The 15,462-nt window shown below is 69.8% G+C and carries 16 protein-coding genes; 8 read left to right on the forward strand and 8 right to left on the reverse strand.

Annotated features, from left to right (window positions below):
* Nucleotides 1-121 precede the first annotated feature (121 nt).
* Genes ABZV40_RS03300 through map form a run of 4 tightly spaced genes read left to right on the forward strand, consistent with a single transcriptional unit; the run spans nt 122 to nt 3,808 of the window.
* Nucleotides 122-973, forward strand: a complete 852-nt coding sequence (locus tag ABZV40_RS03300) for a GNAT family N-acetyltransferase (RefSeq protein WP_355434992.1) — start codon at nt 122-124, stop codon at nt 971-973.
* An 18-nt stretch (nt 974-991) separates the two neighbouring features.
* Complete coding sequence (locus tag ABZV40_RS03305; protein ID WP_355434995.1) at nt 992-2,782, forward strand: penicillin-binding transpeptidase domain-containing protein; 1,791 nt, start codon at nt 992-994, stop codon at nt 2,780-2,782.
* A complete protein-coding gene (locus ABZV40_RS03310) occupies nt 2,782-2,940 on the forward strand; it encodes a hypothetical protein (RefSeq protein ID WP_355434998.1) in 159 nt (52 codons plus the stop codon). The genes ABZV40_RS03305 and ABZV40_RS03310 overlap by 1 nt, the downstream gene beginning before the upstream one ends.
* A gap of 10 nt (nt 2,941-2,950) precedes the next feature.
* Nucleotides 2,951-3,808 carry a type I methionyl aminopeptidase gene (gene map / locus ABZV40_RS03315; protein WP_355435001.1) on the forward strand — a complete coding sequence of 286 codons (858 nt, stop codon included), beginning with the start codon at nt 2,951-2,953 and terminating at the stop codon, nt 3,806-3,808.
* Here map and ABZV40_RS03320 read toward each other — a convergent pair.
* A complete protein-coding gene (locus ABZV40_RS03320; RefSeq protein ID WP_355435003.1) occupies nt 3,795-4,475 on the reverse strand; it encodes a hypothetical protein in 681 nt (226 codons plus the stop codon). The two genes, map and ABZV40_RS03320, sit on opposite strands and share 14 nt — an antisense overlap.
* A 28-nt stretch (nt 4,476-4,503) precedes the next feature.
* On the opposite strand from ABZV40_RS03320, the gene ABZV40_RS03325 reads away from it, so the two are divergent.
* Nucleotides 4,504-6,003, forward strand: a complete 1,500-nt coding sequence (locus ABZV40_RS03325) for a cobyric acid synthase (RefSeq protein WP_355435773.1) — start codon at nt 4,504-4,506, stop codon at nt 6,001-6,003.
* On the opposite strand, the gene ABZV40_RS03330 is transcribed toward ABZV40_RS03325, so the two are convergent.
* Nucleotides 5,927-6,820: an EamA family transporter gene (locus ABZV40_RS03330; protein WP_355435006.1), complete on the reverse strand. Its 894-nt coding sequence runs from the start codon at nt 6,818-6,820 to the stop codon at nt 5,927-5,929. The two genes, ABZV40_RS03325 and ABZV40_RS03330, sit on opposite strands and share 77 nt — an antisense overlap.
* 73 nt (nt 6,821-6,893) lie before the next feature.
* Here ABZV40_RS03330 and ABZV40_RS03335 point away from each other — a divergent pair, with 73 nt between their 5' ends.
* Entirely contained in the window at nt 6,894-7,790 is an 897-nt protein-coding gene (locus ABZV40_RS03335) for a LysR family transcriptional regulator (RefSeq protein WP_355435009.1), read from the forward strand.
* Here the strand turns inward: ABZV40_RS03335 and ABZV40_RS03340 are convergent.
* Genes ABZV40_RS03340 through ABZV40_RS03350 form a run of 3 tightly spaced genes read right to left on the reverse strand, consistent with a single transcriptional unit; the run spans nt 7,787 to nt 10,693 of the window.
* Entirely contained in the window at nt 7,787-8,875 is a 1,089-nt protein-coding gene (locus ABZV40_RS03340) for a winged helix DNA-binding domain-containing protein (protein WP_355435012.1), read from the reverse strand. The two genes, ABZV40_RS03335 and ABZV40_RS03340, sit on opposite strands and share 4 nt — an antisense overlap.
* Nucleotides 8,872-9,975 (reverse strand): epoxide hydrolase family protein, encoded by a 1,104-nt coding sequence (locus tag ABZV40_RS03345; protein ID WP_355435015.1) that lies wholly within the window; start codon nt 9,973-9,975, stop codon nt 8,872-8,874. The genes ABZV40_RS03340 and ABZV40_RS03345 overlap by 4 nt, the downstream gene beginning before the upstream one ends.
* A gap of 46 nt (nt 9,976-10,021) precedes the next feature.
* Nucleotides 10,022-10,693, reverse strand: a complete 672-nt coding sequence (locus ABZV40_RS03350) for a FadR/GntR family transcriptional regulator (RefSeq protein WP_355435018.1) — start codon at nt 10,691-10,693, stop codon at nt 10,022-10,024.
* A gap of 105 nt (nt 10,694-10,798) precedes the next feature.
* Here ABZV40_RS03350 and ABZV40_RS03355 point away from each other — a divergent pair, with 105 nt between their 5' ends.
* Nucleotides 10,799-11,986 (forward strand): MFS transporter, encoded by a 1,188-nt coding sequence (locus ABZV40_RS03355; RefSeq protein ID WP_355435021.1) that lies wholly within the window; start codon nt 10,799-10,801, stop codon nt 11,984-11,986.
* A 160-nt stretch (nt 11,987-12,146) separates the two neighbouring features.
* Nucleotides 12,147-12,551 carry a VOC family protein gene (locus ABZV40_RS03360; protein ID WP_355435024.1) on the forward strand — a complete coding sequence of 135 codons (405 nt, stop codon included), beginning with the start codon at nt 12,147-12,149 and terminating at the stop codon, nt 12,549-12,551.
* On the opposite strand, the gene ABZV40_RS03365 is transcribed toward ABZV40_RS03360, so the two are convergent.
* The 3 genes from ABZV40_RS03365 to ABZV40_RS03375 all read right to left on the reverse strand — a co-directional run bounded on the left by ABZV40_RS03365 (nt 12,548) and on the right by ABZV40_RS03375 (nt 15,419).
* Nucleotides 12,548-12,961: a hypothetical protein gene (locus ABZV40_RS03365; RefSeq protein ID WP_355435027.1), complete on the reverse strand. Its 414-nt coding sequence runs from the start codon at nt 12,959-12,961 to the stop codon at nt 12,548-12,550. The two genes, ABZV40_RS03360 and ABZV40_RS03365, sit on opposite strands and share 4 nt — an antisense overlap.
* 65 nt (nt 12,962-13,026) lie before the next feature.
* A complete protein-coding gene (locus ABZV40_RS03370; RefSeq protein WP_355435030.1) occupies nt 13,027-14,400 on the reverse strand; it encodes a mycothione reductase in 1,374 nt (457 codons plus the stop codon).
* 47 nt (nt 14,401-14,447) lie between these two features.
* On the reverse strand, nt 14,448-15,419 hold the full coding sequence (locus ABZV40_RS03375) for a helix-turn-helix domain-containing protein (RefSeq protein WP_355435033.1): 972 nt from the start codon (nt 15,417-15,419) through the stop codon (nt 14,448-14,450).
* Nucleotides 15,420-15,462: the final 43 nt, after the last annotated feature.

Raw genomic sequence — 15,462 nt, forward strand, 5'->3', positions numbered from 1 at the left:
CCGCGTTTCCCAGAAGGAAACGCGGGGCCCCCGCGTGCACTTCAGCAGGTGCGCACTGTCACGGTTGGTGCGCACTGTTGGCTGATGCCACACACACGTCCTATCTGGCACGCTAGGTGACGTGCTGAGGCTGGCCGGAGCGCGGGTACTCGACGAGCGAGACCTGATCGACGTACGCGGGGTGTTCGACAGCGACCCCGTAGCTGCGTGCATGGTCGCCGCAAGAGTGGAGATAGCCGGCCTGGACCCGTGGCGCCTGGGCGGCGAGATGTGGGGTTCCGACTCCCGCCCGATCAGAGGCAGGGTCGACGGGCTGTGCTTCTCCGGCCCGAACCTCATCCCCCTCAAGGGCAGCGCCGGCGCGATGCGGATGTTCGCCGACCGGGCGAGAAGGCGCGGCCGCATGTGCTCCAGCCTCGTGGGCCCGGCTGAACAGGTCTTGACCCTCTGGGACGAGCTCCAGCCGGACTGGGGCCCGGCCCGCGAGGTGCGCGGCGACCAGCCGTTGATGGCGATCTCCGGCAGCCCGAAGGTCACCCCGGACCCGCTGGTCCGCCAGGTCCGCCCGAGCGAGCTCAACCGCTACCTGCCGGCCGCGATCTCGATGTTCGTCGAGGAGGTCGGTGTCGACCCGTGCGCTGAGGACGGCGGCGCGGGCTACCGGGCGAGGGTGAGCGAGCTGATCGCCGCGGGCCGGGCGTTCGCGCGGTTCGAGGACGGTGAGGTCGTCTTCAAGGCCGAGATCGGCGCCATGTCCAGCAGGGTCGGTCAGATCCAGGGCGTCTGGGTGCGGCCGGACCGGCGCGGCGAGGGCATCGGCACCGCCGGCACCGCGGCCGTGGCCGACCGGCTCACCCGTGTCCTCAACCGCACCGCCAGCCTCTACGTGAACGGCTACAACCACGTCGCGCAGGCCGCCTACCGGCGAATCGGGTTCGAACAGGTGGGTCAGTACGCCACTGTCCTGTTCTGAACGGGCATACTCGCGCGGGTGCGCCTTCTCGCGACGATCACGGTGCTGACCCTGACGCTGGGCGGCTGCGGCCTGTTCAGCTCTGTTCCGGGAGCCCCGGAGATCACCGGCGACTTCCTGGCGAAGCTCGCGTCCGGTGATGTCCAGGGTGCGGCGAACCTGACCGACAACCCGAACGACGCCAAGGAGACCTTGGAGAAGTTCCGCGGCGCGTTGAAGCCGAAGGGGCTCACCAGCAAGGTCGACCAGATCCGCAAGAACGGCGAGACGGCGTCGGAGGCGAGCGTCACCCTCGACTGGGACCTCGACCACAACCGGCACTGGACCTACCCGACGAAGTTCGACGTGCGGCAGGAGGGCGACTTCTGGAAGGTGCACTGGCAGTCGTCGGTGGCGCACCCGAAGCTCGCGCCGCAGCAGACGATCAAGGTCACCGAGCTCAAGCCCGACCCGGCGCCGGTGCTCGACCGCGAGGGCACGCCGTTGCTGGCGCCCGAACGCGTCGTGTCGGTCCTGCTCGTCGCGAAGGAGGCCGGTGACGTCAACAACGTCGCCAAGGCGCTCGCCGACGCGCTGAACCCGCTCGACAAGGCGATCACCCAGCAGTCGATCACGGAGGGCGCCGGCAAGACCCCCGACGGCCAGGCCTACCAGGTGGCGGCGCTGCGGGACCCGGACTACCAGTCGGTGAAGCCGAAGATCTACGACCTGCCGGGCGTGCGGTTCAGCTCGCAGACGTCGTTGCTCGCGCCGAGCCGCAACTTCGGTTCCCAGGTGCTGCCCGCCGTGCGCAAGCTGGTCGAGGGCGACATCGCGGGCAACGCCGGGTTCCGGATCGCGACGGTCGACGCGCAGGGCAACGAGGTCGACGAGCTGCACTCGAAGGCTCCCGAGCCCGCCAAGGCCGTCAACATCGCGCTGTCCAGGGCGATCCAGACCGCCGCGGAGGACGCCGTCGAACCGGTGCAGCAACCGACCGTGCTGGTCGCCATCCAGCCGTCCACCGGCGACATCCTGGCCGTCGCGCAGAACGACCCGGCCGACGCCCAGGGCGCCATCTCGCTGACCGGCCGCTTCCCGCCGGGCTCCACGCAGAAGGCCGTGACCGCGCTCGCCGCGATCTCCTCCGGCAAGGTCAACGCCGACACGCCGCTGCCGTGCCCCGGCAAGACCACCATCGACGGGCGGCGGATCGTGCCGAACTCCAACGAGTTCGACAAGGGCACGATCCCGCTGCGGTCCGCGTTCGCGTTCTCCTGCAACACCACGTTCGCGCAGCTCGCCGTGGACATGCCGGCGGACCTGCTGACGAACACCGCTCTGTCGCTCGGGCTCGGTGTCGACTTCGACGTCGCGGGCCTGACCACGATCACCGGTTCCGTGCCGCCCGCGACCGACGTGGTGGAACGGGCGGAGGACGCGTTCGGCCAGGGCAAGGTGCTGGCGTCGCCGTTCGGCATGGCGCTGGTGGCGGCGTCCATCCAGAAGGGCTCGATGCCGGTGCCGCAGCTGGTGCGCGGCAAGGACACCAAAGCGGACAAACAGCCCACCGCGCCACCGGTCGCCGCGCTCGACCCGGTGCGGCAGATGATGCGCGAGGTCGTGGAGTACGGAACTGCACCGCAACTCAAGCCTTTCGGCGATGTTCGCGGTAAAACTGGTACCGCGCAGTTCGGTGACGGCGTGCACTCACACGGGTGGTTCATGGGCTATCGAGGCGATCTCGCGTTCGCCACGCTGGTCCTGAGCGGTGAAACTTCTACTCCAGCCGTGGACGTGGCGGCGAGGTTCCTGAAGGCGGTGCCGTGATGACTCGACCAGACCTGCACACGTTGCGGGAGCGCCTGCTCCGCGCGGGTGTCCTGCTGCCGGCTCCACGCGAGTCGGTCGAACAGGACGCACCCGCCGAGCTGCCGTGGATGCGGGGCGAGGACCAGGTCCGAGGCGGTTCCGTCGCCGCCAAGTAGGCTGGGGCACATGGCTGTTCGTGCTCCGCTGCAACCCGGTGTCCAGTCTCCGCGGCGTCAGGTGCCCTCGCGCATCGTGCGCCCCGAGTACGTGGACAAGCCCGCGCCGCAGCGCGGCACCGACCCGTGGGTGCAGACGCCGGAGATCATCGAGGCCATGCGCGTCGCCGGCCGTCTCGCGGCCCAGGCGCTGCAGGAGGCGGGCAAGGTCGTCGTCCCGGGCGTGACCACCGACGAGATCGACGCGGTGGCGCACGAGTTCCTGTGCGACAACGGCGCGTACCCGTCGACGCTCGGCTACCGCGGCTTCCCGAAGTCGTGCTGCACCTCGCTCAACGAGGTCATCTGCCACGGCATCCCGGACTCCACGGTCGTCGAGGACGGCGACATCGTGAACATCGACGTGACGGCGTTCATCGGCGGCGTGCACGGTGACACGAACGCCACGTTCCTCGCGGGCAACGTGGCCGAGGAGAACCGGCTGCTGGTCGAGCGCACGCACGAGGCGACCATGCGCGCGATCAAGGCCGTGAAGCCCGGCCGCGAGATCAACGTCATCGGCCGCGTGATCGAGGCCTACGCCAAGCGCTTCGGCTACGGCGTGGTGCGCGACTTCACCGGCCACGGCATCGGCCGCTCGTTCCACAGCGGGCTCGTGGTCCTGCACTACGACGAGCCGTCGATGAAGACCGTGCTCGAACCGGGCATGACGTTCACGATCGAGCCGATGATCACGCTCGGCGACTACGAGCACGACATGTGGGATGACGGCTGGACCGTCACCACGAAGGACAAGAGCTGGACCGCGCAGTTCGAGCACACCATCGTCGTCACCGACACGGGTGCGGAGATCCTCACAGTCTGCTGATCACGGCCTTGAGTGCGGCCGCGACCGTCGAAGGCGACGTCGCGGCCGCCAGGTGGTGCGACTCGACGCGCTCGACCGGCCACCCGAGCGCCTCGGCCTGGTCGGCTGCGTCATCGTAGGCCGAAGACAGCAGCACGTACCCGCACGCCCCGGACCACTCGACGACCGGGCGCTGCTCCTTCAGGAACTCCCACGGGACCTCGGGTGCCTCGTCGCGCATCTCCTCGCGCAGTTCCGCGGGCACGAGCCGCAACGGGTCCTCGGCGAACCACCGGTCCCAGCGCGGCAGCCTGCCGTCGCGCACCGACGCCTTGACCTGGCGGACCAGATCGGCGTCCACGGTCTCGCGCCACGCCCGGCCCGGCGTCGGCAGGTCTGAGTCGAGGAACACCAGCCCGGCCACGTCCAGTTCGAGGGCGTCGGCGAAGGCAGGCAGCAGCGGTCCGGCGCCGCTGTGGCCCACCAGGACCAGGGGGCCGGAGACGCCCGAGTCCTCCAGCGCGTCGGCGAAGGCGCCGATCAGCCGCTGGTGCACCGGTGCCTCGTTGACGGTCATCTGCAGGTCGACCAGCAGCACGGTCACCCCGTCGGAGGCCAGTTCGTCGGCGAGCGGACGCATGCTCGACGGGCCGAGGAACGGGCTGTGCATGAGGACGACGGTGACCATGTGGGTGATGATGGCAGCATTGGCGTCCATGCGGGGCGCGATGTTGATCTGTGGGACGACCTCGGACGCGGGCAAGAGCGTTCTGGTCGCCGGCCTGTGCCGCTTTCTGGCACGCCAGGGCGTGGACGTCGTGCCGTTCAAGGCGCAGAACATGTCCAACAACTCCTTCGTCACACTCGACGGCGGGGAGATCGGGCGGGCGCAGGCGTTGCAGGCGCGGGCGGCGTGCAAAGAGCCGAGCGTGCGGTTCAACCCCGTGCTGCTGAAGCCGGGCAGTGACCGCACGTCCCAGGTCGTGGTGCTCGGCAAGGCGGTCGGCGAGGTGTCGGCGTTGAGCTACCGGGTGCGCAAGCAGCAGCTGCTCGACACCGTTCTGTCCACTTTGAACGGACTGAGGGCCGAGCACGACGTCGTGATCTGCGAGGGCGCCGGATCGCCCGCCGAGATCAACCTGCGGGCGGACGACATCGCGAACATGGGGCTGGCGACGCGGGCGAACCTCCCCGTCCTGGTCGTCGGCGACATCGACCGCGGCGGGGTGTTCGCGCACCTCTTCGGCACGGTGGCGGTGCTGGACGCGGCTGATCAGGCGTTGGTGTCCGGCTTCGTCGTCAACAAGTTCCGCGGTGACCAGCGGCTGCTCGAACCGGGGCTGCACCAGCTCAGGGCGTTGACCGGGCGGCCGGTGCTCGGCGTGCTGCCGTGGCGCGAGGAGCTGTGGCTCGACGCCGAGGACTCGTTGTCCTACAACGCCGACGGCGTGGTCGGCCGGCCGCAACCGCCGGTGCAGGACTGGCTGCGGGTGGCCGTGATCCGGTTGCCGCGCATCTCCAACGCCACCGACGTCGAGGCTTTGGCTTGCGAGCCAGGGGTTTCCGTGCGGTTCGTGACCGAGCCGTCACGGCTGGCGGACGCGGACCTGGTGGTGTTGCCCGGTTCCAAGGCCACCGTGCCGGACCTCGCGTGGCTGCGTGAGACCGGCCTGGCGGCGGCGATCGGGCGGTTCGACGGTCCGGTTCTGGGCATCTGCGGCGGCTTCCAGATGCTGTCGAAGCGGATCGAGGACGACGTCGAGTCCAGGAACGGGGTGACCGAGGGGCTCGGCCTGCTCGACGTCGACATCCGCTTCCAGGCCGAGAAAACCCTTGCCACGCCGACGGGTACGGCGTGGGACGAGCCCGTCACCGGGTACGAGATCCACCACGGTCAGGTCGTCCGCAGCACCGAGCGGCCGTTGATCTGCGAGGAGGGCGCGCAGACCGACCGCGTGCTCGGCACGCACTGGCACGGGTTGCTGGAGAACGACGCGTTCCGCCGCAGGTTCCTCGTCTGGGCCGCCGAACGCGCGGGCCGCGACTTCGTGCCCGGTGAGGTGAGCTTCCAAGCCGCCCGTGAGGCTCAACTGAACCTGCTGGGCGACCTGGTCGCGGAGCACCTCGACACCAAGGCCGTCATCGACCTGCTGGAACGAGGGGCTCCGGCCGGACTTCCGTTCGTGCCGCCCGGCGCCCCACCAGCTGCGGGATAGCCAGCCCGGCGAGCACCAGGCCACCGGCCGCCGCCTGCGGCCCGCTCAGGTCCTCGCCGAGCAACGCCCACGCGGAGAACATCCCGAACACGGGCACCAGCAACGAGAACGGCGCGACCACGGACGACTCGTACCTGCGCAGCAGGAACCCCCACACGCCGAACCCGAGCAGCGTCGAGATCCACGAGACGTACCCGATCGCTCCCACGCCCGCCCAGTTCAGGCGGCCGAGCGCGGACACGTCCTCGGTCAGCAGCGACAGCGCGAACAGCGGCAGCACCGCCACCGCGCTCACCCACACCATGAACCGCAACGTGTCGGCGGGCCGCGCGTACCGCATCAGCACGTTCGACACGCCCCAGCACACCGCCGCGGCGATCACCAGCACGAACCCGAGCAGCGGCGACGAGAGCCCGTAGTCCCACGCGATCACCCCGATCCCGGCGACGGCGAGCGCGATGCCCGTGATCTGCACCGGCCGCGGCCGTTCGCGCAGGACGACGGCGGCGAACACGGCCGTGAAGATCACCTGACTTTGCAGCACCAGGCTCGACAGCCCGGCCGGCATGCCCGCCTTGAGACCGATGAACAGGAAGCTGAACTTCGCGACGCCCAGCACCAGCCCGACCGAGACGACCCACCTCCACGCCACCGACGGCCGTCCGACGAAGAAGATCGCGGGCACGGCCGCCGCGAGGAAGCGCAGGGCGGAGAACAGGATCGGCGGGAACTCGTCCAGGCCGACCTTGAGCACGACGAAGTTGAAGCCCCAGATGGCGGCGACGAGGGTGGCGAGCAGGACGTGACGGGGACTCATGGTTCTGAGCGTGCAGGCGCCAACTGTTTAGCACCAGTTCCGCTTGCTTAGGTTATGGGTTTAGCATCGCTACATGCTCGATCTGGGAAGGCTGAAAGCGCTGCACGCCGTCGCCGTGCACGGCACGGTCGGCGCCGCCGCCGAGGTGCTCGGCTACACCCCGTCCGCGGTCTCGCAGCAGATCGCCAAGCTCGAACGCGAAACCCGCACCACGCTGCTCGAACGCCAGGGCCGCGGCGTCCGCCTCACCGACGCCGCGCACATGCTCGCCGAGACCGCCGACCAGGTGCTCAAGCTCGTCGAGGAGGCCGAGGTCACCCTGGAGGAACAGCGCGGTGCCGCGATCGGCCGCCTGTGCGTCGGCGCGTTCGCCACCGCCGCCCGCGGGCTCCTGCCGGACGTCCTCATCGGACTCACCGGGCGGCATCCCGCGCTGGACGTCCGGCTGAAGGAGATCGACCCACCTCAGGCCACCGAGGCCGTGGCGCGCGGCGAGCTCGACCTGGCGATCGTGCACGACTGGCAGAACACCCCGCTGCCGGTGCCGGAGTCGTTGTCCCGCACGCCGATCTGCACCGACGTCGCCGAGGTGCTGATCCCCGCCACCAACCCGTTGGCGCATCGGGAGTACCTCGAACCCGCCGACCTCGCCGCCGAGCGGTGGATGTGCCAGCCGGAGGGGACGGTCTGCTTCGACTGGCTGGTGCGGACGTTCCACGGCGCCGGCATCGAACCCGAGCTGGCGTACCGGATCGGTGAGTACCGGACGCAGATGGCGTTGCTGGCCAAGGGGATCGGGGTCGCGCTGATCCCGCGGCTGGGCAGGGGAGAGGTGCCGGAGAACGTGCGCGCGGTGCCGTTGCGGCCGACGCCGACGCGGCAGCTGTACGCGGTGTGGCGGACTCAGGCGTCGCGGAGGCCCGCGATCAGGGCGGCACTCGACGTGATCAAGCAGGTCGTGTCCGGCTAAGGGGCAGCGATCACGTGCGTCTTCTTGGGGGCCATGACCTTCAGCACCGCCTCGGCCTCGCGGATCACGCCCGCCAGCTGCTTCTTCGTTGTCCTGAAGTACGGCTCGATCGTGAGCGTCGCAGTGTCCTTGGTCTCCGCGACGTTCCACGTGCCGCGCAGGAACCCGTCCACCAGGAACGTCGGCGGGAAGACGCCGTTGCGCACCGCACCCCACCGCGACCGCGCTTCCTCGCTCATGATCCGCGTGCGGTCGGCGTGCCCCAGCAGCACGTTGTCGAACGACGGCAGCAGCCGTGCGGGCGCGGGCGCGTCCTCGGGCACGATCACGCCGTCCGGCACGTCCAGCAGCACCTTGCCGGCCTCGTTCCGGTACTCCACCAGGTCCAGCTCGGCCGCGTGCGCCTTCAACCCGGTCAGCCGCGACCACGCCTGCACGTCCGCGAGCGTGGCCGGTCCGAACGCCCGCAGGTACCGCGTGATCAGCTCCGGCACGGCGGCCTCGGACGGCAGCTCGCGGCCGAGCCACGTGGCCATCGCGACGTTCTGCGCAATGCCGCCGACGCCCCAGATCCCGCGCGGCGGCACCTGCACCATCGGCACCAGCATCTGCGCCTGCGTCGACAGCTCCCGCGCCGTGCAGTCGGGGAACCGCTCCCGCAGGAACGCGCCGATCTCCGCGACCGTGCGCGGCTCGGTGTCGACGTACTCCCGCGTGAGCCGCGCGAGCTTGTCGAGGTCGATCTCGACCCGCGTGGCCGGCGGCACCGCGGTCTTCGCCCACTTGTCGAGCTCCGGCTGCAGCGCCGTGCGCATGAGGTACACGTCGTCGGCGGAGATCAGGTGCAACGTGCCGCGCCACAACGTCATCCGCACCAGCGATCGGTCGATGATCAGCTTGCTCAGCGCGTCGAACTCGAACGGCTGGAGCCGCGTCCAGAGCGCGAGATAGGGCGGCACCGGCGCCTGGGCCTGAAGGCCGCCGAGATGCTCGACGGCGGCCACCACGGGCATGTTCGCGCGCTCCAGGAGCATCTGCCGTGCCAGCAGCGTCCGGTTGAGCGCGCGGTTCGAAAGAGTGATCACAGCGACCCGAAGAACTTCCTGATGTCCTGGACCAGCAGGTCCGGTTCCTCCATCGCGGCGAAGTGCCCGCCGCGGTCGAACTCCGTCCAGTGCACGATCGTCGGAATCAGCCTGTCCGCCAACGAACGCACGGGTGCGCCGATGTCGTGCGGGAACACCGCCACGCCCGTTGGCACCGTGGTCGGCTGATGCCGGCCCCACGACGCGGACTGCTCCTTGTAGAGCTGCGCCGAGGAGCCCGCGGTGCCGGTGAACCAGTACACGGACACGTTGGTCAGCATGTGGTCGCGGTCCACCGCGTCCTCGGGAACGTCCACGCAGTCGGTGAAGTCGTGGAACTTCTCCACGATCCACGCCAGCTGCCCCACCGCCGAGTCGGTCAGGGCGTACCCGATCGTGCGCGGCCTGGTGCGCTGGACGTGCATGTAGCCGGAGAGTTCCTTCTGGTAGTGATCCAGCGTCTCCAACGACCTGAGCTCCTCGGGGGTCAGGTCGTTGACGCCGTGCGGCCGGAACGTCAGCAGCATGTTCACGTGCACGCCGACGACGTGCTCGGGGAAGACCCGGCCGATCTCCTGCGCGATGCCCGAACCCCAGTCGCCTCCCTGTGCGCCGTACCGGTCGTAACCGAGGCCCTCCATCAGCTTCGCCAACGCCCACGCCATGCGCAGCACGTTCCAGCCGGGCCTGTGCACGGGCCCGGAGAACCCGAAGCCGGGGAGCGAGGGGATGACCAGGTGGAAGTCCTGCGACAGCGGTTCGATCACGTTCAGGAACTCGACGAACGAGCCGGGCCAGCCGTGGATCAGCAGCAGCGGCAACGCGTCGGGCTTCTCCGACCGCACGTGCAGGAAGTGCAGGCGCTGCCCGCTGATCTCGGTCGTGAACTGCGGGTACGAGTTGAGCCGCGCTTCCTGCGCGCGCCAGTCGAACCCGTCACGCCAGTACTCCGCGAGCGGGCGCAGATAGCTCAGCGGGATGCCGTAGGACCAGCCGGCACCGGGCAGGTCGTCCTCGGGCCACCGCGTGTTCGCCAGGCGGGAGCGGAGGTCGTCGACGTCGGCCTGCGGGACCTCGATGCGGAACGGCGTGATCTCCATGGCCCCCACGCTATGAGCTCATGCGGACAGGTTCAGTCCGCAACCCCTAACAGAACTTCTCGATCAGCTCCTCGAAGAACCCGCCCGCCTCGATCGCCGCCTTCTCCTGGTCTCCGTCGCGGACCGCGTGCAGCAGTCCGGTGTGCGACACCTGGTCCCCTCCGGGCTGGGTGGTGTCGACAGACGCCGCCACCGAAGCTTTGACCGCCTCGGTCAAGCCCTGGTAGAGCTCCGCCAGAAGCGTGTTGTGCGAGCACTGCACGAGCAGCACGTGGAACGCGGTGTCGTGCTCGATCACCTCGGCCCACTGCTCGGCCTCCATCGCCGCGTCGCGCTTGCGCAGCAGCTCGGTGAGGCGGGCCAGCTCGGCGTCGGTGCGGTGCTTGGCCGCCAGGCGCGCGCCCTCCACCTCCAGCGTGCGGCGGACCTGGAGCACCTCCTTCAGCTCCGTTCCGCACATGCGGCGGACCGCGCCGGAGATCTCGCTGGTCGCGCGGACGAACGTGCCGTCGCCCTGCCGCACCTCCAGCAGGCCGGCGTGCGAAAGCGCGCGCACGGCTTCACGAACCGTGTTCCTGCCCACCCCGAGCGCGGTGACCAGCTCGGGCTCGGGCGGGATGCGCTGCCCGACGGGCCATTCGCCGCTGGTGATCGCGCCGCGCATCTGCTCGATCACCTGGTCGACGAGGCCTGCCCGCCGGGTAGTGGCCAACGGCACAGCGTCATCCTTTCATCCGAACATCCCATGTCTGCGATAGTGGTGCGCGTGACGATTCAGCAGACGACCATTGCCGCACAGACTGCCACCGATCCAGGTCGCAGGGTGACGGTCGTCAAGAATCGTCACGTTCCGCTGGTCGGGTCCACGCTGCTCGCGATCGGGGTCGCCCTCGCGGCGGCGAATCTCCGCCCTGCGGTCACCAGTCTGGCCTCGGTGCTCGGCGATGTCCGCGCCGCCCTCGGCGTTTCCGCCGCTTGGACCAGCGCGTTGACGGCCGTTCCGGCGCTCTGCTTCGGCTTCGCGGCGTTCGCGGCCCCCTGGCTGGGTCGCCGCCTCGGCATGGCCCGTGCGATCGGACTGTCACTGGGGGTGCTCACGCTCGGCCTGGTGCTGCGCGTGATCGACGGTCCGTGGGTCGTGCTGGGCGGCACCTTCATCGCCTGCGCGGGCATCGCGGTGTCCAACGTGCTGATCCCGGTGGTGGTGAAGGCCTCCTTCCCCACGCGCGTCGGCCTGATCACCGGTGTCTACACGGGAACGCTGGCCGCGGGTGCCGCGCTGGCCGCCGCCCTGACGCCCCGGCTGGAGGACCTCCTCGGCTCGTGGCGCCTGGCCGTCGGCTCGTGGGCGCTGCTGTCGGCCGGTGCGGTGATCGTGTGGTTCGCCGGCGCCCGCCACGGTTCGGAGGCTTCGGTCGTGCGCTCGGCCGGCCCGGTCGAGAAGCGGTCGTTGCTGCGCAGCCCGCTGGCGTGGGTCATCACGGTGTTCTTCGGCCTGCAGTCGCTGTTCGCCTACACCGTCATGGGCTGGCTGCCCGCGATGCTCATCGACTCCGGCGTCGACCGGAACACCGCCGGCCTGCTGCTCGCCATCACGATGCTGCTCGGCGTCCCGGTCAGCCTCTTCGTGCCACCGATCGCCGCCCGCTTCTCCAGCCAGGCGCCGATGGTGCTGGCGCTGGGCCTGCTGTCGTTCGCGGGCATCCTGGGCATGCTCGTGGCGCCCGCCGCCGCGCCCGGCCTGTGGGTCGTGCTGATCGGGTTCGGCATGGGCATGTTCCCGCTGGCGCTGCTGGTCATGTCGCTGCGCACCAAGTCCACTTCGGACACCGCGCGGCTCTCGGCCATGGCGCAGAGCCTCGGCTACCTGATCGCGGCCACCGGGCCGTTCGCGTTCGGCGTGCTGCGGGACGCCACCGGCTCGTGGGCGACGTCGCTCGTGCTGCAGCTGGTGCTGCTCGCCGCGCTGACCGGACTGGGCATGATCGCGGGCCGTCCCCGCTACGTCTGAGCGCCTGAGCGCGCCGCCGGGTGGTCGATGAAGGGCTCCTTCATCGACCTCAGGTGGAGGAAGGAGCCCTTCATCGACGGCGAACGTCCGGAACGCCGAACGCCGGAACGGTCAGGAATCGAGAAGCTCGGGCGTCCGCGCCGGTCGTAGCGTTGCCGGCATGGACATCAACATTCACGCCACGTTCCTCCCGCACACCGACCCCGACGCCTCGCTGGCGTTCTACCGGGACCTGCTCGGCTGGGAGGTCCGCGCCGACGTCGGCCAGGGCACGATGCGCTGGATCACGGTCGCCCCGGCCGGTTCGGCCTCTTCGGTCGTGCTCGAACCGCCGGCCATGGCCGAGGGCCTCACGGACGCGCAGAAGACCGCCATCGCCGAGATGATCGAGGGTGGCTCGTACGGGTACATCCAGCTGTCCACGCCGGATCTGGAAGGCGTCTTCGACAAGCTGCAGGCGAACGGCGCGGACGTCGTGCAGGAGCCGACCGACCAGCCGTGGGGCGCGCGTGACTGCGTGTTCCGCGACCCGGCGGGCAACAACGTCCGCATCATCCAGAGTTAGTTCGACACGAAACCGCGGTGCAGCACCGTGAGCTGGTCGGCGAGGTAGCGGGCCCATGCCTTCGCCCGGTCCCAGTCCGGTGCCTGCCCGCCGAAGCTGACGGGCCGGCTGGTCCCCAGCTTGCGCACCATGCGCGTGACGTCGTTCGGTAATGGTGGTGTGCCGCGGTGGAACAACCACATGGGTGTGTGTTTGAGGGACACCTTGTGCCGCCGCACGAACCGATGCGCATCGTGGGCCGCGGCGTCGCCCATGATCACGGCACCGAACCCGTGCAGCGTGTCGGCGGCGGCGACCGAGAGCACGGTGACTCTCAGCCCGCAGTCCGCGAGCTCGGTGCCGATGATCTGGGCGATCTCGTCGGTGGCGGCGATTTTCGAGGTGTACGCGACGAGGACTCTGTCAGTCATCGCTGCATCGTTGTTGGTCGATGCGGTTGCCGACAGCGGCGGAAGTCCCCGTCGCACAAGGCCTTTCAGTCCAGCGGCAGGTTCAGCAGCGCGTTCTCGACCAGCTCCGGCATCGCCGGATGGATCCAGTACTGGCCACGTGCCATGGACTTCGCGTCCAGCCCGAAGCTCATCGCCTGGATGAGCGGCTGGATCACCGTCGACGCCTGCGGCCCGATGATGTGCGCGCCGAGCAGCTGTCCGGTCGCGGGGTCGGCGAGCAGCTTCGCGAAGCCGGTCGTGTCCTCCATCGCCCAGCCGTACGCGATGGACGCGTAGGCCTGCGACGCGGTGACGTAGCGGATTCCCCTTGCCTTGGCCTGTTCCTCGGTGAGACCGACGCTCGCGATCTGCGGGCTGGAGAACACCGCGGCTGGTACGAACCGGTGGTCGCTCGCGATCGGCTCGTCCGGGTTCAGCAGGTTGTGCTGCACCACACGGGCTTCGTGGTTCGCGACGTGCTTGAGCTGGTAGTCGGAGCTGATGTCGCCCAACGCCAGGATGTGCGGCCGGCTGGTGCGCTGGAACTCGTCGACCTTGATGCGGCCGTCGTCGTGCAGCTCGATGCCCGCCTTGGCCGCGTCGAGCAGGTCGGTGTTGGGCTGCCGGCCGGTCGCGACGAGGAGCTGGTCCGCCTCAACGGTTTCCGCGCCGTCCGGGCCCTCCAGGTGCAGGCGGACGCCGGTCGCGGTCTTCTCCGCCCGGATCGTCTTGCGCTGCAGTCGGACGTCCCACTTCGTCTTCGCCACGTCGGTGAACCGCTGTGCGATCTCCAGGTCCTCGTGGCGCAGCAACAGGTTCGAGCGCGCGATCACGGTGACCTCGACGCCGAAGCTGCTGAACACGTGCGCGAACTCGGACGCGATGAACCCGCTGCCCAGGATGATCAGGCTCTGCGGCAGCTCGTCGAGCCGCATGATCGAGTCGCTGGTGTGGAAGCCGGTGGTGTCGATGTCGGCGATCTCGGGGACCGTCGGCCTGCTGCCCGCCGCCACGACGATCCGGTCGGCGGTGATGGTCTCGCCCGTCCCGGTGTCGATGGTGTGCGCGTCGACGAACTTCGCGGTGCCTTCGTAGACCGTGACGTTCGCGTTCTCGTTCGCGCGCCAGTTGCGGCCGCCCTCGGCGATCGGGTCGATGCGGCCGAAGACGCGGTCGCGGATCTGCGGCCAGTGCACCGCGTCGAGATGGGCGTCCACGCCGAGCTTCTTCGCATTGGCCGGCGCCGCGGCCTGGTCGGCGGTGTGGACGAACATCTTGGTGGGGATGCAGCCCACGTTCAGGCAGGTGCCGCCGAAGGTCCCCTTTTCGAGGATGGCGATGTCCCAGCCCGCCATCGCCTCGTTCGGGATGGAGTTGCCGGAGCCGGTACCGATGATGACCAGGTCGAAGTGCCTCACATGTCGATCCAACCACCTCCGGCGCGGCCCTGTTCCCGATGGCCGTGTTACGCAGGCCTTACGGGCGGCGCTTCCGCGGCGAACGTGCGGCGGTAGGCGTTGGGGGAGACCCCGACGTCCTTGTGGAAGTGGTGCCGCAGCAGCGCCGCCGTGCTGAACCCGCTCAGGTGCGCGATCTCCTCGACGGAGAGCGAGGTCTCCTCCAGCAGCTTGCGGGCGTGCAGCACCCGTTGCGCGGTCAGCCAGCGGACCGGGGTGGTGCCGGTCTCCGCGACGAACCGCCGGGCGAAGGTGCGTTCGGAGAGCCGGGCGCGGCGGGCGAGATCGGCGACCGAGTGCTCGGCGGCGATCGACTCCAGCATCGAGTCGAGCACCGGCTGCAGGCTCATCGCCGCGTTCGCCGGCACCGGCATGTCGATGAACTGCCGCTGCCCGCCCTCCCGCTGCGGCGGCACCACCATCCGCCGCGCGATCGCGGTCGCCGGTCCGGTGCCGAGCTCGCGGCGCACGAGGTGCAGGCAGGCGTCGATGCCCGCCGCGGTGCCCGCGCTGGTGACGATGTCGCCGTCGTCGACGTAGAGGACGTTCGGGTCGACCTGCGCCTTCGGGAACCGTTCGGTGAACGCGGCGGCGTGGTGCCAGTGCACCGTGCACGGCCGGTCGTCGAGCAGTCCGGCCTCGCCGAGCAGGAACGCGCCGCTGCACACCGAGAGCAGCGTCGACCCGTTCGCGTTGGCCTCGCGCAACGCCCGCAGCACGGCCGGCGGGTAGTGCTCGCGCAACCTCGCCGCGGGCACCGCGACGAGGTCGGCGCCGACGAGCGCGTCCAGCCCGAACTCGGGGATCATCCGCACACCCACGTTCGCGCCGACGGGTTCGCCCGGTCGTTCCCCGCAGACCCTGAACTCGAACGACGGCACGCCGTCCTCGGTGCGGTCGATGCCGAACACCTCGCACACGACACCGAACTCGAACGGCGCCACCCCGTCGATCAGCACGACCGCAACGCTCCGCAGCATGGCAGGATCTTAGCGAAGAGTGTCCTCGCTGCCACTGTTGGCA

Origin of the sequence: Lentzea sp. NPDC004782 (genome assembly GCF_040609115.1) — a bacterium.
In the GTDB taxonomy this organism is placed as follows: domain Bacteria; phylum Actinomycetota; class Actinomycetes; order Mycobacteriales; family Pseudonocardiaceae; genus Lentzea.